This is a genomic window from Microbacterium sp. P5_E9, from assembly GCF_054049175.1.
The window spans coordinates 58424-78869 of the sequence record NZ_JBFUMV010000010.1; the positions used below are offsets into that span (position 1 = coordinate 58424).

Genomic DNA, 20446 nt, shown 5'->3' on the forward strand with positions numbered 1-20446 from the left:
GAGGAGGGCAAGTGGCTACTGCGAAGTATGAGCTGGTCTTGAAGGACCTGTCGGCTCAGATTGCTGAGATGCGCCCCGGCGATCAGCTGCCGACTGAGCAGCAGCTCGCTGCAAGGTTCAGCGTCTCGACGATGACTGTTCGTCGGGCACTGCAAGCCCTGACGAACGCCAAGCGCATCGTTGGAATCCGGGGAAAGGGCACGTTTGTCGCTGAGCCAGCACTAACCAAGCGAATGACGCTCGCGTCCTTCACCGACTCGATGAGGGTCGCCGGCCGAACTGCCCGCGCAGAGGTCCTGTCCGCTGGCATCGCGCGCGCGGGAAGCGAGGTGGCCGCCGAGCTTGGAATCGACTCGGCAGATGCGGTGTACACAGTCGAAAGACTGCGATTCGGCGACGACACCGCGCTGTGCATCGATCGATCCCGCCTGCCAGCCGACCTCTTTCCCAATCTCCTCGGAAACGATCTCTCGGGCTCCCTGTACGAAATCCTCCGCCGTCGCTACGACGTCAATCTGGCCCGGGCCTCATCTCGGGTGTCCGCGGTACGCCCCACACCGCAGGAGGCCGACCTCTTGGGCATCACCACCGATCAGCCGTGCTTGCGAGTGATAGCGCGCGGCGGCACGGCTGGTGGCCGAATCGCCGAGGTCACCCGGTCGCTATATCGTGGCGACCTCTATGAACTGCTCATAGAACCCGAAGGACCCGACGTATGACGCAAGGACGGAACCCGCGCCGTGCGGAACATCTCGCCCGGATTGACAACCACTCGGTCAAGGCCACGTTCTCCACCACCAGTGCTCGATCTCGTTCCTGTTCGATCGTCATCGATCGAACAGCGTTTGGCGATCGCGGCGCCGAGGTGACCGCCCTACGGCCGACTTGCGAGTCTTAGGTTCTCCATTCCACCGTCGACCGCGAGGCTGGCGCCGGATGTCGACCCGGAGCGCGGGCTCGCCAGGTAGGCGACGGCATCCCCGATCTCATCCGCCGATACGAGCCGACCATGTGGTTGCCGTGCCTCGAGTGCCCTGCGCTCCGCTTCGGGGTCATCCGACCTGTCCAGAAGCCGGCCGACCCATGGAGTGTCCGCGGTGCCCGGGTTGACGCAGTTGACGCGGACTCCTTCGCGCAGGTGATCGGCGGCCATCGCTCGGGTGAGGGAGAGGACAGCTCCCTTTGAGGCGCTGTACACGGCTCGCTGTGGGAGTCCCGCGGTCGCGGCGATCGAGCAGATGTTCACAATCGACGCGTGGGAGGACGCCCGCAGGTGCGGAAGAGCCGCTCGGCTGAGCCGAACGATTCCCATCACGTTGATACCGAAGACGCGCAACCACTCCTCGTCCGGGTTGTCCTCCACGGTTCCTTGTGCACCTATACCGGCGTTGTTGATCAGGATGTCGATCCCGCCGAATTCGCTTGCCACCGCGTCGACGGCTGCGCGGACGGATGAGTCGTCGCCGACATCCGCGCGAACCGCGAACGTATCCGGGTTCGCGGAGTCGATGTCGAGGTCAAACACGGCGACGCGTGCACCCCCATCGAGCAGTCGGCTGGCGATCGCCGCTCCGATGCCCGAGGCTCCCCCAGTGACGATCGCGACGAGACTGTCGAACTCCTGTGTCATTGCTCGGCTCTCTCTGGCGGCCACTATGCCTGTCCGAATTGTTGGCGCTGGCGACCCAGTCCTTCGATCTCGATCTCGACCACGTCGCCTAGTTTCAGGTAGGGGAAGCGCCCGGATAGCGCGACGCCCTCCGGAGTTCCGGTCAGGATGACGTCCCCTGGCTCCAGAGCGAGGTGCTGGCTGAGGTGCCAGATGATCTCGTCGACCGAGAAGATCATGTCCGCGGTGGTGGAGTCCTGGCGAGGCTCGCCGTTGACCCAGCTGCGCAGCCGGAGGTTGCCGACATCCACCTCGTCCGGCGTCACGAGCCACGGTCCGAGCGGGCTGAACCCAGGCGCCGACTTGCCCTTGCTCCACTGCCCTCCGGAAGTTTCGATCTGGAAGGTGCGCTCGGACAGGTCGTTTGCCGCGAGGTAGCCGGCGATGTGCGCCGCGGAATCGGCCGGCGATTCGAGGTACAGAGCACGCTTGCCGATCACGACACCGAGCTCCACCTCCCAGTCCGTCTTCACGCTGCGCCGAGGGATGTCGACCGCATCATCGGGGCCGCCGAGCGTGTTCGGAGTCTTGAGGAAGAGCACCGGGCTCGACGGCGGGTTCGCACCCGACTCGGCGGCGTGTGCGGCGTAGTTCAGGCCGATGCACAGCACCGCGCTCGGCCGTGCGATCGGTGCGGCGATGCGCAGGGCTGCTGCGTCCACGATCTCGGGTAGTGCACCGCTCGCTGCGGCGGTTCGGATCTTGTCGATCGCGCCCTCGGCGATCGAGGTCGAGTCGAGGTCAGAAATTATGCCGCTTAGGTCGTATACCGCGGTGTCCGTGATGAGCGCGGGCCGTTCCGCCCCCCGTTCGCCGAGTCTTGCCAGTTTCATGCGTCGGGTCCTTCCAAGTGTTCGCGGACGGACCCGCTGAGGTCCCACAGCAACCGGCCGAGTGGGCGCTGCGGCTCGGGTGAGGCGCCTTCGATCAGGAACGGCGCCACCTGTGCGAGCCACCACGGGCTGGTCGGGTCGACGTCCAGGATCTTCTCCATGCGTTCTCGGTTCTCGACGTGAACGCAGTGGGTGAGCACGTCGTCGCGGAGGTAGATCTGCCAGCCGGTGATGCCGGCCGCGCGCAGCGACTCGTCGACACGGCGTGGCACCGCGTGATGGAGGCGCTCATAGTCCTCCGCCGCCCCGGGTTTCAGTTTCGTGCACGACTCGTAGTAGTCGGTTGTGGTCATGAGGTCTCCCGCAGGTGTTGGAGCATGGATGCCGCCCGTTGACGACTCTGGAAGAGTTCGGCGTTGCGAGCGACCTGGTCCGCGGACTCGGCGCCGACGACCACGGACGCGACCGCCACGGGAGCGGCGGCGAATGCGAGTGCGGCCTGCGGGAGCGTCGTGTCGAACAGTCCCGCCGCGACAGCCAGCTCTCTCGCCCGGGCCAGCTGTTCATGGGGAACAGCCTGGTATTCATAGTGGCTGTCTCGTCGTGGCTCATCGGCCGCCAGAAGACCACTGTTGAACACACCCACGTTGATCACCGAAATGCCGTTCGCGTCGCAGAGCGGCAGCAGTCGCTCTGCGGCGGGGTGCTCGAGGAGCGTGTAGCGACCCGCGACCATGAGCGCATCGACGCACCCGGTCTCGGCGAACGCGACCAGGGCTTCGATGGATCCGGATCCGACGCCGATCGCACCGACCTCACCGTTGTCTCGCAGCGCCTCGAGGGCGGGGAGCGCCTCGTTCAGGGCCCAGTCGAGGTGCTCTTGCGGGTCGTGGATGAGCACAAGGTCAATGTGGGTGGTGCCCAGGCGGTACAGGCTCGTGTCAAGCGAAGCCCTGACGCCCTCTGCGCTGAAGTCCCACCGAAAGTGGGGCTCGGCTTCTCGGTCGGTGAGGATGCGGCCAACCTTGGAGCTGAGGGTGTACTCGGAGCGTGGGTATGTGCGCAGGGCGTCGCCCAGACGCCGCTCGGCGAGGCCGAACCCGTAGAGCGGAGCGGTGTCGAAGTACCGGATGCCCTCGCTCCAGGCGGTGTCGACGATGTCGACGCAGTCTTGGGCGGTCAGTGGGCGGTACAGGTCACCGAGTTGGGCGGTGCCGAGCCCCATCTCCGACACCTGCACACCCGATGCGCCAAGCCGGTTACTCTGCACGGCCGAAACTCCCGTGTCCGAGCGTCAGGCGATCGGGTCCGAATGCCGCGAGCGCGCCGTCGACGATGCCAGAGCTCGGGACGCTCACCGTCACGTTGCGGCCTGCTGCAAGCGCCACTCTTCGTACTCGACGCGGGAATTGCTGGAGAGCGGGTAGTAGTCCGAGAGCCGAGCGCCCTGGTCGAGGCGGAGCCGGCTGAACTCTTCCCAGTTCTCGTGATCCTCGGCGGACTGCACGAGTTCGAGGGCCTTGCCGGAGGGGACGATGACGGCTCCGTCGTCGTCGGCGACGACGACATCACCGGGAAGGCAGAGCACGCCGCCGGCGGCGATGGGCACGTCGTACGCCCAGGGGAACAGATCGGTCTGCGACGCGTAGTGCGGTGTGGTGCCGGTGCACCAGATGGGGACGCCGAGTTCTCGCACTCGGGCGGCGTCGCGAATGCGTCCGTCGACGACGATGCCGGCTCCGCCGCGCTTCTTGAAGTAGCGCACCAGCATGTCGCCGAAGCATCCGGTGAAGGCGCTGCCGAAGGCCTGCACGACGAGCACGTCACCGGGCTGGATGGTCTCGAGCACAGCCCAGAGGGCGGTGTTGCGCTCGACGTACTCCTGGCTGACGCCGCTCGCCACATCCTCGCGTTGCGGCATGAACTGCAGAGTCACCGCGGAGCCGACGATCTTGTGCCCGCTCTCCAGCGGGGTGGGACCGTCGACGTAGGTGCGACTGATGCCCAATCCATTGAGTTTCGCGCAGGCTGTCGCTGCGCTGACGGCGTCCATGCGACGCAGCAGGTCGGGGTCGGCGCGGTCGAACGTGCCGCCTCGAACAGGGAGGTCCCAGACACCCGTGATCAGCGGCTGCGTCGCCGACTCGGTGGCAATGGTGTGGCTCATGTGCGGTCCTGATCTCGTCGTGTGCGAATGAGGTGTGCGCGGGAGTGAAGGCCCTGCGGGTGATGTCCGTGATCGCGTCGGTATTCGCGATCGGTCGCGCCTTAAACCAGCAGGCCGGCCGGCTCGGGGACCTGTTCCCAGGCCTCCTCGAACCCGATGCCGGGGAAGGTCAGCGCGTGGACATTTCCGTACGCGTCGACCTCGTCCGGCCGCACGACGGTGCTGGAGGCGATGAGCGACTCGAAGTAAGTCGTGTTGCTGATCGCCATGCAGAGATGCTTCGCCGCCTCGCCACCACCGTGCACTTCCGCCCGCAGGAGGAACGAATCGGCGAGATGTGCGGTGCGCATGGCTCCCGTGATGCCGCCGCGCAGTCCCGAGCTCGTGCGGACCACCGAGGCGCCGCCGGCGACGATGAAGTCCGCAGTCTTCATGTGGACGCCCTCGGCGACCTCGCAGACCATCAGTGGCACATCGACGCGTTCGCTGAGTCGGCGGTAGGCGTCGACGCTGAACTCTTTCATCGGCTCCTCGTACCAGAGGTAATCCGCCTCCGAGAGGGCACGGCCGAGGTAGGTCGCATCGAGGAGGTCGAATCCGGCGGACCCGTCGTACATCAGCGGTACTCCGTCGCCGACATGCTCGCGAAGCGCGAGGCACAGCTGTGCGTCCCGTCGGGCGTCGCCCCAGGCGTGCAGCTTGATCGCGGTGTACCCAAGCTCGAGGCACTGGTCCGCGACGTCGAGGTATTCCTCGATGCTGCCGAACGTGACGGTCGACGCGTACGCAGGGATCGAAGAGCGGTACGACCCGAGGAGCTGGTGCACCGGGAGCCCGGCGGCCTTACCGGCGATGTCCCACAAGGCGACGTCGATCATCCCGTGGATGAACACGGGGAACCGCTCAATCCGGTCGAGTTCCCAGACCCGGTGCCAGAGATACTCCCGGGCGAGCGGATCCTGGCCGATGAGCTCCGCCCTGAGGCGGCGGTCGACGATGTCTTTGAGGATCAATCCTCGCGGTGCGAAGTTGAGTCCGGTGATCCCGGCATCCGTGCGAATCGCCAGCCAGGCTCCTTCGCCGGCGGGCTCCGACCCGGGAAGGCCGTCCCGCCACACGAAGGCGGGTGACGCGGCAGGAGTGAGGATCGGGATCACATCGACGGCGATGATCTTCATTGGTCCAACTTTCGATCGGCGCCGGCGAGTCGCGGCACGGACAGGGGCGTAGGAGATGGGACGAGCGGAGAGATGGTACGGCTCAGCCCTTGGATGAGCCATCGAGGATCCCTCGGACGAGGAATCGCTGGAAGAAGATGAACAGCAGCGCGATGGGGACGACGACGACCAGACCCGCCATGGCGGCTTCGGGGTAGGTGATCGGCAGGAAGTTGCCCCCCGAGCTCGGCCTCAATGCCGAGCTCCCCGAGATAAGGGTGCCCAAGCCGACCGGCAGGTTGAACATGCTCGCGTCGGTGAGCATCACATACGGCAAGAAGTAGTTGTTCCAGTTCGCGATGAAGGCGAAGAAGACGAGCATGCCGACGACCGGCTTCGCCAAGGGCAGCGCGATGCGGAAGAAGACACCGAGCTCCGAGCATCCATCGATTCGGCCGGCCTCCAGCAGCTCCGGGGGCAGCGACGTCGAGAAGTAGACGAAAGCCAGGTAGACCCCGAACGGGAAGAACGCCGCAGGCAGAATCACCGACCAGATGGTGTTCACGAGGTGAAGCGCGTTGATCTCCATGAAGAGCGGAAGCACCATCGCGGCCGCGGGGACCACCATCGCGAACAGCGTGGCCAGGAGGATCAGCTTTCGTCCGGCGAAGCGCATCGTGGCGAGGGCGTACGCCGCTGGAAGCGCAATTGCGACGGTGATGATCAAGGGCACGACTGCGTAGATGACGGAGTTGGCGATCCACAGGAAGATCGCCCCGTTGTCGTAGGCGGCGAGGTGCTGCCACGACTCGACGTACCGTGTCAGGGTTCCCCAGCCGAGCGGCGCGGCGATCAGCGCAGCATCGTCCTTGCTGGGCGCGAGGACGAGCCAGATCAGCGGGACGAGGCAGAACACCGCGAATCCCCAGAGGATGACCCATCGCAGCGCGGCACCCGGCGTGAGGCGCATTCTGCCCCGAGATCTGCCAGATACGTTTCGCGTCGGCGGTGCCGGATTGTTCGTCACGGTGGGCTGCTCCTCGGTGAGGGTGAGACGTGACATCAGGAGTCGACCTCCGTCTGGAAGAAGTTCGTGCGGAAGATGAGGATCACCGCGGCGACCATCGCGAACACGAGCAGCACGACGGAGACCGCGGCCGACATCCCGAAGTCGCCCTGCTGGAACGCGAATGCGTACCCGAGTTGGTTGAGAGACCACCAGGACGACCCGGCTTGGGTGATCGCGTAGAACAGCTGCGGTTCGACGAAGACCTGAAGTGCGGCGGCGAAGGAGAGGATCACCATGTAGGCGACGTACTTTCCGATCAGCGGCAGCTTGATCGAGATCGCTGTGCGGAAGGCCCCGGCTCCGTCGATGCGCGCGGCCTCGAGCACGTCCTGTGAGACGGATTGAAGAGCGCCGTACATGATCACGATCCATTGGCCCACGCCGGTGGCGAACGCGACGATCGCGAAGATCACCGCGAGGTTGGATGTGGTGAAAACCTGATTGTTGTGCTCGAAGCCCATGGCATGCAGGGCGGGCGCCCAGGGGCTGAGCTCGGGGCTGAGCATGAAGTACCAGAGCATGACCGCGGCCGAACCGGTCACCGCGCCAGGGAGGAAGTAGATCAGTCGCAGAGGTCCACCGGACCGGCTCACGCGATGATGCAGGAGGAGGGCGAGCATCAGTGTTCCCAGCACCATGACCGGGATCCAGATCGCCATGAAGGTGAGGACGTTGACGGCCGCCGGCAGGAAGCGGAAATCCTGGAAGACCGTGAAGTAATTGGCGAGGCTGATCTGCCCCGGGGCCATCACCGGCCGGAGCGACTGAACGAGCGCCCACACGGCCGGAACGATCCCAAAGGCCAGCAGGAAGACGACGTACGGTGCGGAGAAGGCCCAGCCCCTCACGTTGCGCCTTGTCGCGCTCGCGGTCCTTTGCATCAGCCTGGCCTTTCTGGAGTTCCCGGAGGGTGGTGGTGGGAAGGGCGCCGCAGCGCCCTCCCCACCTGGTCGAGCTACTTCGAGGAGACCGCGTAGCCCGCTGTGGCGGCAAGACTCGCGAGCTGGCTCTGCAGGGCCGGCATCGCCGAACTCATCGACTCGCCTGCGGAGACCGCTGCGGCGACGGTGTTCGTGAATGCGGCGTTGGCGTCGTAGCGAGTCACTGCGGTGGCGGGATTGATCTTGGAGGCCTGGTCCACGAGGACCGCAGACGGGTCTTCGGCGTAGAACGGATCCGACGAGATCTTCTCGAGCCACGCCTCAGCGGCCGGCTTGTACGCCGGGAACGCCGGCGAACTGGTCTGGTAGCCGGCGTCGGTCGCGGCGAACTGCGCGACCTCGACGGCCCGCTTCAGGTTGGCGGAGTGCTGCGAGACGACGTAGATGCCGCCACCCTGCGCGCCGGACCAATTCGTGTCCTCGCCATCCCACAGCGGCATCGGCGCTGCGGCCAGCGCTCCCGCCGGATAGTGGAAGCCCGTCTCAGGCTTGAACATGTACTCGCCGAACCACGAAGCGGCGGGCAGCATCAGCAGCTTGCCGTCCTGCGCTTCCTTGGCGAAGCCGGGATCGAACGGGCCGAGGCGGCTGACGGAGCCGTTCTCCAGCATCGGGTCGAGCATCGAGGTGACCCGAGTGCACTTCTCATCCTCGGTGTTGATGACGACCTCGGTGCTGCTCTTCACCGTCTGCAGCGGGCATCCGCTCGACCAGAGGTATTCGTAGAACAGCGTCGAGCTGGCCGCACCGATCAGGTAGCCGGGGTGCTCGGCCGCGACCTTCTCACCCAGTTCCTGGTACTCGTCCCACGTCGTGGGCAGGCTGTACCCGAACTCCTCGAGCAGCGGCTTGTTGTACCAGAGCACGTCCTGCGCCAGGTCGTTCTGCAGGCAGTAGAGGTGACCATCGATCTTGCAGAGCGAGTTCTCGGTGGCGAAGTCCTTCTGCACGTCTGCCGGGACGAGGTCGTCCAGGTTCTGCGTGAAGTTGAACAGCGGGCTCTGCAGCGAGGCGACGTCGTTGGGCTGCGGGTCGAACAGCACGTCCGGCCAGCCCGAACCGACCTGGTTCGCGAGCTGGATCTTGCTGAGGTAGGTGGACGGGTCGATCGCCTCGAACTTGAGCTTCACGTCCGGATTCGCCTTCTGGTACGCCTCGAAGGCGGGCTGGCGCGTCGCGTCACCCCACACGAGGATCTCGGCATTGGGGTCCTGCGTCGGCTCGTTGGAAGCGGACGTGCCGGCGCATCCGGCCAGGGCTGCTGCTGTCAGCGCGATGGCAACGGGCACGCTGGCCCGCCGGGCCCAGAGGGACTTCTGATGAGAGTTCATCGATTCTCCGTTGAATTTGATTGGTCGGGGCTGCAAGAGCCTCATGTACGTTACTTGAAGTTCTTGACTGGAAACTTCGTACACGATTCAGCTATCGTGAGCGTGACGCGGTGCGGAGTCAACCCAGAACGCCCGACCAACACAGTTCAGACGCGAAATCGACGAAATCGTGTTTTACGGAGGAGTGAAGTGGCGATAGATCTGACCGGCGATCAGTCGGACACGGAGACGGGATCGGTCGAGTTGCGCCTGCCACCGCGGAGCCTCCTCGCGGACGACGTCTACGAGACTCTTCGAGACAACCTGCGTGCCGGCAGGATCCCGGCCGGCACGCGCATGAATCTCGATCAACTCGCTCGCGAGTTGCACGTCTCGAACACGCCGGTGCGGCAGGCGCTCGCGAGACTCGAAGCCGACGGACTGGTGACCAAGGAGCCGTATCGCGGCTTCACCGCGTCCGCGCTGCTCGACTCGCAGACAACCTCGGACGTGTACGAGTTCCGCCTCATCCTCGAACCCGCGCTCGCCGCACGTGCGGCGGCGATCGCTGTCGAGCCTGGCGCCGACATCTCCGAGCTCGCACAGATCTGCGACGCCGAAGTCATCGCGCGATTGATCGCCGACGGCGATGACGAGCAGCTCGGCGTGCGGGACTACCTGTTCCACGTCGCGGTCGCCAAACTGGCGGGAAACAAGATCGCCGCGGAGTCCTTGACGCATGCGATGGCGCGTGTGCCCGGCTACACCGCCCGAGACAGACTTCCCGCGATGGCAGAAGCGTGGCACGAACACCAGGTCATCGGTGCCGCGGTTTTGGCGGGTGACGCGCAGGCGGCAGCCACAGGCATGCGCGATCACCTCCGCGGCGCCTACAACCGTATGCGGGCTCTGGTCTGAGCGCCGCCCGGCGCATGTCCCGCCCGATTGTGTCCCGGTCACGGCAAGGCGGCCCGACCAAAGAACCGCATCACGGAGAACAAACGGAGTCTGACGTGCACCTCTACCCGGCCGACCACCCTGCCCTCGACATCCGGGGTGCGCTTTTTCTGGAACCCGTCGAAGGTGGAGGACTGCGCCCGCATCGTTTGCCCGAGACGTCGCTGACTTGGATCCATAGTGCCGGGATGCGGCTCATGGTCGATACTGCGGCCGGTGTTCGCGTGCACTTCACGACGCGCGCGAGTCGCATTGAGATCCTCGCCGCCGTGCATCCCGTTGACTACCAGGATCTCGTCGTCCTCTCGGCATCCGTCGACCTTGTCGTGAATGGGGAGCTACGACGTTCCGAGCAGGTGATCGGCGGCGCAGCCACGTTCGACCATGTCAACGACCGCGTCGAGGTCAACACCGGACCGCCAGTCGTTGTCGTGTTCGATGGCCTTGGATCGGACGACAAGTCGGTCGAGCTGTGGTTGCCGCACTCCGCTGTGACGGAGCTGTTCGAAATCTCCGCGGACCAACCGATCCGACCTGCGGATGCGTCGGACCGACCCCGCTGGGTGGTCTACGGATCCTCCATCACAAACTGCATGGAGGTGACTCGTCCCACGAGCACGTGGCCCGCAATCGCGGCTCGCACTCTCGGCTACGACCTTATCGACCTGGGGTTCTCCGGCAATGCTGTGCTAGATCCCTTCGTCGCCCGCGCGATCCGCGACACCAAGGCGGAACTGATCACCCTCAAAGTTGGCATCAACATCGTCGGTGGGGAACTGATGCGGGAGCGGGTGTTCATCCCCGCCATGCATGGTTTCCTCGACACGATTCGGGACGGGCACCCGGAAACTCCCATTCAGGTGATCTCGCCCATCGCCTGCGCCCAGTTCGAGTCAACTCCCGGGCCGAGAGGAGTTGACACGGCGAGTGACGAGGCCTCCTCACTCGCGCCCGAGCCGTACCCGGCGGGTTCCCTGACGCTGGCACGGATCAGATCGATCCTGCGCGAGATCGTCGAGATTCGCGCCGCGAGGGGTGAGCGCGTCGCCTATCTCGACGGTCGTGATCTGTTCAGCGATGCAGACATCCGGGATGGACACCTCCGGGATGGAATTCACCCCGACGAAACTGGTTACCGCCTGATCGGTGAACGCTACGCGCAACTGCCCGCTCACGCCCTGGCCCGTGCATGACCGGCTCGGTCCTGCTGTCGACATCGGCAAGACGCTCTTCCGACGGTAAGACGCAACCACCGGCGGAGCGGCCCAGCCAGGGACGGTAGACGCGCCGACCGCCCACGGTGGGGCGCCATCAAACGGCACTCGGTCGTGCCTGCCAACGACGGCATGATCCAACCTCGCGGAATTCCGCAGCTCTTGGCGAAGAATCTGTTCGATCAGAGGTGCACCCGCTGCGTGGGAGTGGCCTCGCGAGAGGCTGTTCCGCGGTCAAATGCAGCCACTGGTGTTGCCAGGAACACCTGGTCCAATGGAAAAATCCCTGATAATCAGGGATTCTTCTGGCGGTGACGGTGGGATTTAAACTCATACTCGGTCAGATCACCACGGCTGCACCCGACTGCATTCCGTCTCGAAACCGCGACTTTCCGGGGGAGCGAGTTCTCCACGTCTACCTTCGTCTACCGCAATTGCGGTTCATTCTTTCTCACGCGCTTTCTCACCGGTCGACCCGACCGCGACCGGGCCGAGATTCTCGTTCTAGCCTCGGCACGACGCCGAGGCTCACCGGTTGGCTGTTCAAGTCTCTCTGCCTGGGGCGGGTCGGCCCTGTGACGCGGCTGATCACGGGGCCAGGTCGGCTAGTAGGCGAAGACGCCTGACGTTCCGTTAACGCATCGGTTGACTGCGGCTGCTCGAGAAGCTCTGGAGAGCTCCTGACGGGTGGGAGGATCTGCGCCGGGTCGTTGAACGGTGATCGCGGCCGCGGCAGCAGCGTGGCAGCCCATCTTGTATAGGGAGTCTTCGTCGAGCGTTGCCAGGAGCGCGGGGTCTCGAAGGGCTGCATCGATGAGTCCTGCGGAGAAGGTGTCCCCCGCGCCGACGGTATCCCGCACGGTGACGGTAGGAGCGGGAATGTGCACGCGGGCGTTGACTGATGCGAGCTGCGCGCCGGTGGCCCCGGTCGTGATGGCGACCATTCTCGCGCCGCACTCCAGGAGCTGATCCGCGACCGCGTCCAGCGGCCATTCGGGGTACAGCCATGCGGCGTCCTCATCGCTCAGCTTGACGATGTCCGACTTTCCGGCGATCGACTCGACGCGGTCGATCGCGGTCAGCCTGTCCCCGGTCAGGGCGGGGCGAATGTTCGGGTCGAACGAGATGATCGCGTTCCCGGCGACGTGTTCGACCAGGCGATGGACGGTGTCCGCGCCGGGCAGGAGGAACGCCGCGATCGAGCCGATGTGCACCACTCTCTCGGTGATCGGTTCGGAGGTGAGGTCGAGCGCCCAGGTGATGTCGAAGTCGTACGTCGCGGCCCCGTCGTCGTGGATGGTCGCCTGGGCGGTCGAGGTGCGGTCCAGCGTCCAGGAGCGCGGGTCGACGACAACCCCCGAATCGGTGAGGTGCCGCTCGATCCGCTCGCCGCGGGCATCGCGTCCCAGCGCCGTCAGCAGCCGCACCGGGTTGCCGAGCCGACCGAGCGCGAGCGCGACATTGGCCGGCGATCCGCCGACATGCTCCTCCACATGCCCACGTTCGGCATGCGCGACGATGTCGATGAGCGCCTCACCGATGACCAGGACTCCGTCACGTGGGCGAGTGATCGCGTCCATGTGGCTATCTGCTGAGGGCATGACCGGCGGTCTCCGAGTTGCTGCCCCGCACGGTCAGGGTGGTGCCGTTCGGGGCGATGGGAGCGGCGAACAGTCCCGCGGCGCTGGCGATCTCCAGCACCGGACCGTCGAGGATGATCCGGACGTCGCCGGTGTACGGGAATGTCCATGCCTTGTCGCCGACGGCGACGGTCAGTTGATCGTTCTCGCGGGTCACGGCGACCACGGTCTGACCGCCGGATTCGACCGACATCCCGGCGTCATCCGGGGTCCAGGTGATCTCCGCGGCGAGCCCGTCGAAATGGCCGGTGGGGGTGCCGGTCCGGTACTTGTCCAGGTTGGGGTGCGGGCTGGCGATGAGGGTGTCGCCGTCGAGGGTGAGCACGTACGGGACGCTGTGTGCGCTGGCCCAGCCGGCCGATTCGTCGGAGATCCCGCGTATCCAGAAGCTCAGGCATGCCCGCCCTTCGGCGTCCCGGAACAGGGAGGGCGCGTAGTAGCTGTCGCCGTAGGTGAGCCGGCCCCAGTGGGTCGCGGTGAACGTGCCGTCCGCATAGGTGCCGACGGCGTAACCCGCGTAGTGCAGCACGTCGTCGTCCCACACGGAAGAGACCATCACGGCCCGCCCGTCGATGTCGAAGATCTGCGGGCATTCCCACAGCGTGCCCATCCACACATCTGCGGTCTCGGACGTCGAGCGGGACAACGCCACACCCTCGTACTCCCAGGTGGTCAAGTCGTCGGATCGGTAGCTGAGGGCCATCGCGGTGCCCTCCCGGTCCCCCGCGCCGACGAACATCCGCCAGCCGTCCGGGTCCTCACGCAGGAACGGGTCCCGATACGCGATCAGGTCCAGGTCGGTGGGCGCGTCGACGACGAACGGGCCTTTCGTCCACGACATCCACTCGTCGTCATCGGGAGTCGCCACCCGGATGCGACCGATGCCGATGTTCGGCTCGGACGTCGAGGTGTAGAAGATCCGGGCGTACCCGTCATCGCCAGTCACCAGCGACCCGGTCCAGATCCCGCCGTCCCCGTCGCCCGGCGCGATCGCGACTGGCAGTTCGTGCAGGGAGAGCAGGTCGGCACCGCGTGCGTGTCCCCAGTGGCAGTTCGGCGCCCAGTCCGTGCGGTCGGGAACGTACTGGAAGAACGCGTGGTACTCCCCGTTTCGGTAGGTGATGCCGTGCGGATCGTTGATCCACCCGGATGCCGCGGTGAAGTGAAACTCAGGTCGCATGCTCACGCCTCCTCAGCGCGGTCGTACTCGGTGTCGTCGGCCCGGTCTGGCCCGGCGTGGGGATAGGACGGAGAAGTCTGAGTCGCGAGACTGCGGTTGCGCAGACCCCTCCGCATTCTGTGCAGCGTTTGCCGCAGAGGTCGTGAGGCAGGTGTCGGAAGGTCCGAGCGGTGCGTTCCTCAGCCTCTCGAGTCGATGTCGCTGCAGTCCGTTCGGTTGCGTGCCCTCACCAACTGGACGCGGAGTCTGCTTCCCCCTGGACGATCGTGTCGAGCATGGCCCTCAAATTGACTCCCTCCGAACGGGCGGGCACGCGATCAGATAGACACTGCCCTCCGTGCCTGGTTCCCGATCGAGGAGCACCCGGACGGCGGCAGCACCCAACTCGTAGTGCGGCAGCGCAACGGTGGACAACGGCGGGCGCAGATGGGCCGCAATGACGTCCTGATTGTCGAAGCCCATGACGGCGATGTCATCGGGGATCCGCAGCCCCTGCTCACGGAGGCCGTCGTAGAGGCCCATGGCCACCCGGTCGTTGTGACAGAACACCGCGGTCGCCTCCGAGGCGACGATCTGGGATGTCGCCGCGTACCCGCCTTCCTGGTTCGGCGCAGCGGGAAACACGAGTGACTCATCGAAGGCGATGCCCGCTGAATGGAGCGCCGCGCGATAGCCGGCAAGGCGTCCGGTCTGCGCGGGCGAGGGCGTCGTCGTGTTGATCAGCGCGATTCGGCGATGCCCCGCGGCGAGCAACTCTTCGGTGGCGGCGCGTCCCCCCTGCTCCTCGTCCGGCACAACGGCCGGCAATCCGGAGCCTGGCGCGAAGCAGTCGACCAGAACGGTATCCGTATCCCTCAGAACGTCGGGGACGACGATCTCGTGGTGGTACCAGCTGGAGTACAGCACACCCTGGACCTGATGCTCGAGCATCATCACGATCGCGTCGTCCTCCGCCGCGCGGTTGCCGCCCGCGTCGACGACGAGCAGGACATAACCGTGCTTACGAGCCTCGTCCTGCGCGCCGCGAATGATCTGACCGGCGAACGGTGTCGTTGCGATCGCATCCGATACGAAGCCGATAAAGGGCGCGGTGCCCTGCGAGAGCGTCTTGGCCAGAGCGTTGGGCCGGTAGCCGAGCGCGATGACCGACTCCTGCACACGCCGACGAGCGTCGTCGCCGATGCGTGCGCCCTCCTTGTCGTTGACGACGTGCGAAACGGTCGCAATCGACACCCCGGCGGCCTTGGCGACATCGCGCATCGTTACCGCCGACCCGTTCTTGCCGCGCTCGCCCGACTTCATCCCTTCGTCGCTCCACTCTCGAGTCCGTAGATCATGGCCTTGTTCAGGACGAGGAATACCAGCAGCAGCGGCGTCACCGTGACGCACACCGCCGCGAACGTCGCTGTCCAGTCAGTGTTGCCCATCGCTCCGATGTAGTTCTGCAGGCCGAGCGGAATCGTCTTCAAACCGTCCGAGAGGACGAAGGTGTTCGCGAAGATGAAATCGTTCCAAATGAAGATGCTGTTCACGAGCACGACGGTGATGATGGTGTTCACTGAGAGCGGCAGCGTGATGGTCGCGAAGATCCGATACGGACCCGCGCCATCGATGGACGCCGCCTCGTACATCTCCCTGGGTATGTACTTGTAGAAGGACGAGAACAGGTACACCGCCATCGGCAGTGAGAAGGCGGCGAGGGGAATGATCATCGACAGGTGCGTGTCGAGCAGTCCCACCTGCGAATAGTCGATGAACAAGGGCACGAGGGCGATCTGCACCGGCACGATGATGCCCAGTAGGAGCAGCAGTTTCACGAATCCGCTGAACCGGAATCCGAGCACCTCGAAGGCGAACGCGGCCATCATGCCCGCGATCACGATGAGTGCGCTCGCTCCGAGCGTGACGATGAGGCTGTTGAGGATGTTCAGCGGCAGGTTGCCTGTTCCGAACGCACGAATGTAGTTGTCGAGGGTGAACGAGTGTGGCAGCGCGAACGGGTTGCCTGCGGCGAAGTCCGGCGCTGTTCTGAAGCTGGTGAGGAACAGCCAGGCGAGCGGATAGACCTGCACGATGACGATGAGCACGATCGTGATCGTCAGCAGCGTGCGCTGGGCACGCAGTCGCGGCGACTGCGAGGTCTTGCGGCGCGGAGGCGGTGCGGGCGACGTCCTCCGCCCCGCAGCAGGGGTTGGTGCGGCGAGCACGGGAGCGGTCATGAGTCGTCCTTTCTGCGCAGGAGCAAGAAGATGATGCCGACGGCGATGAGGCATTCGATCACGATGAATACGGAGATCGCGCTCGCGTACCCGTAGTCGGTATGGACGAACGCCGTCTTGTACATGTAGGTGGTGAGAAGTTCGGAAGCCTGGCCAGGGCCGCCGTTGGTCAGGAGGTAGGGGATGTCGAAGCCGCGCAGGGCGAACGTCGTCGCCATGATCGTCGTCGTGATCCACACCGGCCGGATGTATGGGAATCGGATGCGCCAGAACACCTGCCACCAGGAGGCGCCGTCGAGTCGCGCCGCCTCCTCGAGTTCTCGAGGCACGGCGATGAGCGCGGCATAGATGATGAGCATGTACAGCCCGGTGAAGCGCCATCCTTCGGGGATCGACACCGCCGCCAAGACGGTCTGCACGTCGGAGAGCCACGGGGTTTGCAGGTTCTCCAGGCCCACCCAGGCGAGCACCTGATTCAGCAGCCCGACCGGTTCGAGCGAGTAGATCCGCTGGAACAGGAAGGCGATCGCGACGGTCGAAATGATGGCCGGAAGCAGATACATCGTCTTGATGAGTTCGCGCGCCCTGGGCAGCGCCGTCAGGAGACTGGCGACGATCAACGCGCCGCCCAACTGGAGCACGAGACAGATAGCCAGGTAACCCAGCGCATTCCCGAACGCGATCCAGAACACGTCGTCGCGGGTCAGCATCTTGACGTAATTGTCGAGACCGACGAACACCATGTCGGTGATCCCGTCCCAGCGGAAAACGCTCAGGAACATTGACTGGATGATCGGCAGCAGCACCGCGATCCCGAACAGCACCAGCGGGGGTATGAGGAACACCGCGACCGACAACCCGGACCTTCGCGGCAACATCGAAGCGGCAGGTGGGCGGCGCCGCCGTGGCGGGCGCGATACGGTCGCACCCGCCACGGCGGTGAGGGACTCAGCCACGGACGTTCTCCGCGAGGGTGGCATCCATCGTCTTGATGAACTCATCCGGCGTGGTATCCCCCTGCACCAGCAGCGTGAGCTCCTGCTGAAGTCGAGTGTTCGTGGCCGGGTCGAGTTGGGTGTCCCAGGGCATCGCGATGCGGGGTCCGACGCCGTCGGCCTGGGCGATCGCCTGCTGGTACAGCGGGGTGGCGTTGCTCGGAATGGTGGTCTCGGCTGTGGTGGTCGGCGACAGTGCGCCCGTGGCCGCGTAGACCTCGGGGTAGCGCTTGAGCGCGAAGGCGAGGAAGTCTCGGACCAGCGGATCGTACGTCTTCGCGTTCACTGCCATGCCGATTCCCGACGGAGTGACGTACTCCTTGTCGTCGGTGACCGCGTCTTTGATGGTGGGCAGCGTGAAGTAGTCGACCGAGTCGCGTACGGCAGGATCGAGCGCATCGGTTGCGAGGTTGCCCAGCTCCCACGTGCCGATGTTGTACACGGCTGCCTTCCCAGACGTGAAGAGCGCCTGCGCATCTGCGTATCCGGTCGACGAGAATCCTTCCTGGAAGCAGCCTGCCTTGCCGAGGGAGGACAGCCACTCTGCGGACGCACGGCCGGCCGGATCACTGAACAAGGCGTCGCCGCTCTTCAGCTTCTGGACGTACTCGGGTCCGGCCATGCGGAACGGGTAGTAGGCCATGTAGCGTTCGAGAGGCCATTGATCCTGTCCGTCGAGGGCGATCGGGGTGATCCCATTGGCGCGGAGCGCCTCGCACATCTTGGGGAAGTCGTCGAGAGTTGCCGGGACGTCCACGCCCGCCTGCTCGAGCAGCGCCTTGTTGTACCAGAAGTACTCCATCTGGAACTCGAACGGCACCATGTAGAGCGACCCGTCGTCGAAACGCTGATAATTCAGTGCCGCCTCCCGGTAGTCGTCGGCCAGGCCGAGGTCGTCGAGCAGTGCGCTGACGTCGATCATCTGTCCCTTCTTTGCGAGCTTCTGCGCGAAGGGCGTCGCGTCGGTGTCGAAGAGCTCTGGGAGCTTGTTCGCGGCGGCGAGCGTCTCGTACTTCTGGATGTACGCCGGCCGGTCGGGTGTCGTGACGAGATTGAGCGAGAAGCCGGGGTGCTCCTGGGCGTACTCGTCGGCGATCTGCTTCATCGCTGTGATCACTCCACCGTCCGCGGGCCGTGACAGCAGCCATGAGATCTCCCGGGGCTTGATCTCCCCAGCCGGGTCGACGTCCGTCGGTTTGGTGCCGCTGGATGCACCGGAGCAGCCCGCGAGTGCAAGGGCAGCAGCGGCGACTGCGGCGATGAACGCCGTCCTGCGCGTGGTGTGGTTCATGTCGGAATCTCCTTTGATCGATCTTCGGGTGTTGTGGTGCGGGATGGGGGTGTTACGTCGTGGTCGCAACGAGATCTTCACCGGGGATGATCTGCGCGGGCTCCGCCTGGCCAGGCGAGAACACGGAGAACTCCGCGATCGTGACGCTGCCTTCGCCGACGAAGACGCCGAGTCGACCGCTCGGCCTGTCGTAAAGCCGGGTGCTCAAGACGATCGCGTTGTCGAGCGTGGCGATGCACAGATCGCCGTCGGCGAGCACTTCCAGTTCGTGCTCACCAGGAGGGATGTCACAGGGCCGCTCCAGTTCGACGGCGAACGGCACGTCGCCTGAGATCTGCCACTGCTCACCGCCAGTCACGGGTCGAGGCCACCGATCGAGCACCAGTCGCCCTCGCTTCGGTTCCAGCCGCAGGGCATAGCCGGCATCGCCGTCGGCGCTCGACCGCAGCAGTACGCCACACTCGCTCGTGTTCTCCGCAATGTCGAATCGGACGCGCAGCCGGAATGACGTCGCCGCGTCCACCGGGGTCAGCACAGCGGCATACCCGTCGGGCGCGTGCAGTCTGGTGCCCGTCGCGATCGTTCCGGCCGGTCGCGAGAACGTTTCCCGGAACTCGTCAGCCGGGTGGAACGCCAAGGTACCGTCGGGTCGCTGCTCTGCCTCCAGCACCGACATCGTGCCGGCCCACTGCCACGCGCCATCGTCGGCAGCGCCCTGGCGGGACGCGATCCAGCCGAAGAAGAAACGCCGACCCGCGCGAGCCGCCGACTTCGCCGCGTAAAAGGCACGGCCGTCGATCGTGTCGTGCTCGGGCACGATCCACGGGCCGCGCAGGCTGCGAGCCATCCGATAGCGCGTCGTGAACGCGTCGCTGAACTCGGAGAAGACGAGATACCACCAGTCGCCCCATCGGAAAACTTCGGGACACTCGTGTGCGATGTAACGCCTCGGATCCCAGAAGGCCTCGACGGGCTCCCACGACGCGAGATCGCGCGAAGTGCACTGGGCGATGACTCCGCGGCGGCGCTCCGGTCCCTCCACATGGCGGGCGGTGATCAGCATCCGCCACAGCTGGGATTCCCCATCCCAGAACACGAAAGGATCACGCCAGTCTGCCGTCTCATAACCCGTCGTCGCCCCGAACGTGTGTGAAGGATGACGCCGCCAGGTGTGCATGCCGTCATCGCTGGTCGCATGCATGACGAGCTGCACCGGCAGACCATCCGGTCCTCGCGAGGCGGGATTCTGTCCGGTATAGAACGCATGGTGCGTGCCATCACCGGCGAGCACGATGCTCCCGGTGTAGACGTTGAAGTCGTCCGCGGAGCGACCGCCCGATGAGATCGCCTCCCCCATCTCGGCGAAGTCGACGAGATCCGTCGTCACCACACGGTGCCAGGGCATTCCGTCCTTCGGGATGCGGCGGGTCTCGTGCAGATAGAACAGATGGAAGACCCCATCCTCCTGCCAGGGGATCACGTCCCCTACCCATGCGCCTTCCGGCTGGTAGAACCCTCGCTGGTTCATCATCACCTCGTTGGTTAAGCGGTTACGCACACCATAATCCATAAATCTGCGCTTGGTCAAGCGGTTAATCAACCTCGTCCCACTGGACGGGCAAGGCGAAGACCTCGACTACATGGAGGAACCAGATTGCGGTCTCGACGAATGGCGCGCACGGAGTCGGTGACGACGTCGACCATTACGTTCGAGGGCGTCCAGACCGCTTGCTGAGGCCAGGCACCTGACGGCGGGGTTTGTCAACGGCGCTTACGATTGATTGCCCGGCACCACGTGAACATT

19 protein-coding genes are annotated in these 20446 nt (G+C 65.2%); 3 read left to right on the forward strand and 16 right to left on the reverse strand.

Features of this window, described 5'->3' with window-relative positions:
- Window positions 1-11 precede the first annotated feature (11 nt).
- Window positions 12-719: a GntR family transcriptional regulator gene (locus tag ACXJ3V_RS13250; protein WP_457100782.1), complete on the forward strand. Its 708-nt coding sequence runs from the start codon at window positions 12-14 to the stop codon at window positions 717-719.
- Window positions 720-874: 155 nt separating this feature from the next.
- Here the strand turns inward: ACXJ3V_RS13250 and ACXJ3V_RS13255 are convergent, their stop codons facing one another.
- The 9 genes from ACXJ3V_RS13255 to ACXJ3V_RS13295 all read right to left on the reverse strand — a co-directional run bounded on the left by ACXJ3V_RS13255 (window position 875) and on the right by ACXJ3V_RS13295 (window position 9167).
- Window positions 875-1630 (reverse strand): SDR family NAD(P)-dependent oxidoreductase, encoded by a 756-nt coding sequence (locus tag ACXJ3V_RS13255; protein ID WP_457100783.1) that lies wholly within the window; start codon window positions 1628-1630, stop codon window positions 875-877.
- Window positions 1631-1653: 23 nt separating this feature from the next.
- The gene (locus ACXJ3V_RS13260) at window positions 1654-2502 is read right to left on the reverse strand and encodes a fumarylacetoacetate hydrolase family protein (RefSeq protein ID WP_457100784.1); all 849 of its coding nucleotides are present in this window, start codon (window positions 2500-2502) and stop codon (window positions 1654-1656) included.
- A complete protein-coding gene (locus ACXJ3V_RS13265; RefSeq protein ID WP_457100785.1) occupies window positions 2499-2855 on the reverse strand; it encodes an L-rhamnose mutarotase in 357 nt (118 codons plus the stop codon). The genes ACXJ3V_RS13260 and ACXJ3V_RS13265 overlap by 4 nt, the downstream gene beginning before the upstream one ends.
- Window positions 2852-3727: an aldo/keto reductase gene (locus tag ACXJ3V_RS13270; protein ID WP_457100786.1), complete on the reverse strand. Its 876-nt coding sequence runs from the start codon at window positions 3725-3727 to the stop codon at window positions 2852-2854. The genes ACXJ3V_RS13265 and ACXJ3V_RS13270 overlap by 4 nt, the downstream gene beginning before the upstream one ends.
- A gap of 135 nt (window positions 3728-3862) precedes the next feature.
- Entirely contained in the window at window positions 3863-4669 is an 807-nt protein-coding gene (locus tag ACXJ3V_RS13275; RefSeq protein WP_457100787.1) for an RraA family protein, read from the reverse strand.
- 101 nt (window positions 4670-4770) lie between these two features.
- On the reverse strand, window positions 4771-5847 hold the full coding sequence (locus tag ACXJ3V_RS13280; protein WP_457100788.1) for an enolase C-terminal domain-like protein: 1077 nt from the start codon (window positions 5845-5847) through the stop codon (window positions 4771-4773).
- An 82-nt stretch (window positions 5848-5929) separates the two neighbouring features.
- Window positions 5930-6889, reverse strand: a complete 960-nt coding sequence (locus ACXJ3V_RS13285; RefSeq protein WP_457100789.1) for a carbohydrate ABC transporter permease — start codon at window positions 6887-6889, stop codon at window positions 5930-5932.
- Complete coding sequence (locus ACXJ3V_RS13290; protein WP_457100790.1) at window positions 6889-7743, reverse strand: carbohydrate ABC transporter permease; 855 nt, start codon at window positions 7741-7743, stop codon at window positions 6889-6891. Before ACXJ3V_RS13290 ends, ACXJ3V_RS13285 begins: the two co-directional genes overlap by 1 nt.
- 107 nt (window positions 7744-7850) lie before the next feature.
- Window positions 7851-9167 carry an ABC transporter substrate-binding protein gene (locus ACXJ3V_RS13295; RefSeq protein WP_457100791.1) on the reverse strand — a complete coding sequence of 439 codons (1317 nt, stop codon included), beginning with the start codon at window positions 9165-9167 and terminating at the stop codon, window positions 7851-7853.
- A gap of 189 nt (window positions 9168-9356) precedes the next feature.
- On the opposite strand from ACXJ3V_RS13295, the gene ACXJ3V_RS13300 reads away from it, so the two are divergent.
- Window positions 9357-10064 (forward strand): GntR family transcriptional regulator, encoded by a 708-nt coding sequence (locus ACXJ3V_RS13300; RefSeq protein ID WP_457100792.1) that lies wholly within the window; start codon window positions 9357-9359, stop codon window positions 10062-10064.
- 95 nt (window positions 10065-10159) lie between these two features.
- Window positions 10160-11296, forward strand: coding sequence for an SGNH/GDSL hydrolase family protein (locus ACXJ3V_RS13305; RefSeq protein ID WP_457100793.1), 1137 nt, complete (start codon window positions 10160-10162; stop codon window positions 11294-11296).
- A 626-nt stretch (window positions 11297-11922) separates the two neighbouring features.
- Here ACXJ3V_RS13305 and ACXJ3V_RS13310 read toward each other — a convergent pair.
- From ACXJ3V_RS13310 to ACXJ3V_RS13340, 7 genes are all read right to left on the reverse strand, one after another.
- Window positions 11923-12897, reverse strand: coding sequence for a carbohydrate kinase family protein (locus ACXJ3V_RS13310; RefSeq protein ID WP_457100794.1), 975 nt, complete (start codon window positions 12895-12897; stop codon window positions 11923-11925).
- A gap of 4 nt (window positions 12898-12901) precedes the next feature.
- Complete coding sequence (locus ACXJ3V_RS13315; protein WP_457100795.1) at window positions 12902-14137, reverse strand: glycoside hydrolase family 32 protein; 1236 nt, start codon at window positions 14135-14137, stop codon at window positions 12902-12904.
- 282 nt (window positions 14138-14419) lie between these two features.
- A complete protein-coding gene (locus ACXJ3V_RS13320; protein ID WP_457100796.1) occupies window positions 14420-15439 on the reverse strand; it encodes a LacI family DNA-binding transcriptional regulator in 1020 nt (339 codons plus the stop codon).
- The gene (locus tag ACXJ3V_RS13325) at window positions 15436-16356 is read right to left on the reverse strand and encodes a carbohydrate ABC transporter permease (protein ID WP_457100797.1); all 921 of its coding nucleotides are present in this window, start codon (window positions 16354-16356) and stop codon (window positions 15436-15438) included. The genes ACXJ3V_RS13320 and ACXJ3V_RS13325 overlap by 4 nt, the downstream gene beginning before the upstream one ends.
- On the reverse strand, window positions 16353-17234 hold the full coding sequence (locus ACXJ3V_RS13330) for a carbohydrate ABC transporter permease (protein WP_457100857.1): 882 nt from the start codon (window positions 17232-17234) through the stop codon (window positions 16353-16355). Before ACXJ3V_RS13330 ends, ACXJ3V_RS13325 begins: the two co-directional genes overlap by 4 nt.
- Window positions 17235-17304: 70 nt before the next feature.
- Window positions 17305-18642, reverse strand: a complete 1338-nt coding sequence (locus ACXJ3V_RS13335) for an ABC transporter substrate-binding protein (protein ID WP_457100798.1) — start codon at window positions 18640-18642, stop codon at window positions 17305-17307.
- Window positions 18643-18694: 52 nt separating this feature from the next.
- A complete protein-coding gene (locus tag ACXJ3V_RS13340; RefSeq protein ID WP_457100799.1) occupies window positions 18695-20170 on the reverse strand; it encodes a family 43 glycosylhydrolase in 1476 nt (491 codons plus the stop codon).
- Between the last annotated feature and the right edge of the window lie 276 nt (window positions 20171-20446).

What these genes read in the sequence shown, in the direction of transcription:
- ACXJ3V_RS13255 (WP_457100783.1), bottom strand. Translation starts at nt 1,630, where the DNA reads ATGACACAGGAGTTCGACAGTCTCGTCGCGATCGTCACTGGGGGAGCC.
- ACXJ3V_RS13260 (WP_457100784.1), bottom strand. Translation starts at nt 2,502, where the DNA reads ATGAAACTGGCAAGACTCGGCGAACGGGGGGCGGAACGGCCCGCGCTC.
- ACXJ3V_RS13265 (WP_457100785.1), bottom strand. Translation starts at nt 2,855, where the DNA reads ATGACCACAACCGACTACTACGAGTCGTGCACGAAACTGAAACCCGGG.
- ACXJ3V_RS13270 (WP_457100786.1), bottom strand. Translation starts at nt 3,727, where the DNA reads ATGGGGCTCGGCACCGCCCAACTCGGTGACCTGTACCGCCCACTGACC.
- ACXJ3V_RS13275 (WP_457100787.1), bottom strand. Translation starts at nt 4,669, where the DNA reads ATGAGCCACACCATTGCCACCGAGTCGGCGACGCAGCCGCTGATCACG.
- ACXJ3V_RS13280 (WP_457100788.1), bottom strand. Translation starts at nt 5,847, where the DNA reads ATGAAGATCATCGCCGTCGATGTGATCCCGATCCTCACTCCTGCCGCG.
- ACXJ3V_RS13285 (WP_457100789.1), bottom strand. Translation starts at nt 6,889, where the DNA reads ATGTCACGTCTCACCCTCACCGAGGAGCAGCCCACCGTGACGAACAAT.
- ACXJ3V_RS13295 (WP_457100791.1), bottom strand. Translation starts at nt 9,167, where the DNA reads ATGAACTCTCATCAGAAGTCCCTCTGGGCCCGGCGGGCCAGCGTGCCC.
- ACXJ3V_RS13310 (WP_457100794.1), bottom strand. Translation starts at nt 12,897, where the DNA reads ATGGACGCGATCACTCGCCCACGTGACGGAGTCCTGGTCATCGGTGAG.
- ACXJ3V_RS13315 (WP_457100795.1), bottom strand. Translation starts at nt 14,137, where the DNA reads ATGCGACCTGAGTTTCACTTCACCGCGGCATCCGGGTGGATCAACGAT.
- ACXJ3V_RS13320 (WP_457100796.1), bottom strand. Translation starts at nt 15,439, where the DNA reads ATGAAGTCGGGCGAGCGCGGCAAGAACGGGTCGGCGGTAACGATGCGC.
- ACXJ3V_RS13325 (WP_457100797.1), bottom strand. Translation starts at nt 16,356, where the DNA reads ATGACCGCTCCCGTGCTCGCCGCACCAACCCCTGCTGCGGGGCGGAGG.
- ACXJ3V_RS13330 (WP_457100857.1), bottom strand. Translation starts at nt 17,234, where the DNA reads ATGTTGCCGCGAAGGTCCGGGTTGTCGGTCGCGGTGTTCCTCATACCC.
- ACXJ3V_RS13335 (WP_457100798.1), bottom strand. Translation starts at nt 18,642, where the DNA reads ATGAACCACACCACGCGCAGGACGGCGTTCATCGCCGCAGTCGCCGCT.
- ACXJ3V_RS13340 (WP_457100799.1), bottom strand. Translation starts at nt 20,170, where the DNA reads ATGAACCAGCGAGGGTTCTACCAGCCGGAAGGCGCATGGGTAGGGGAC.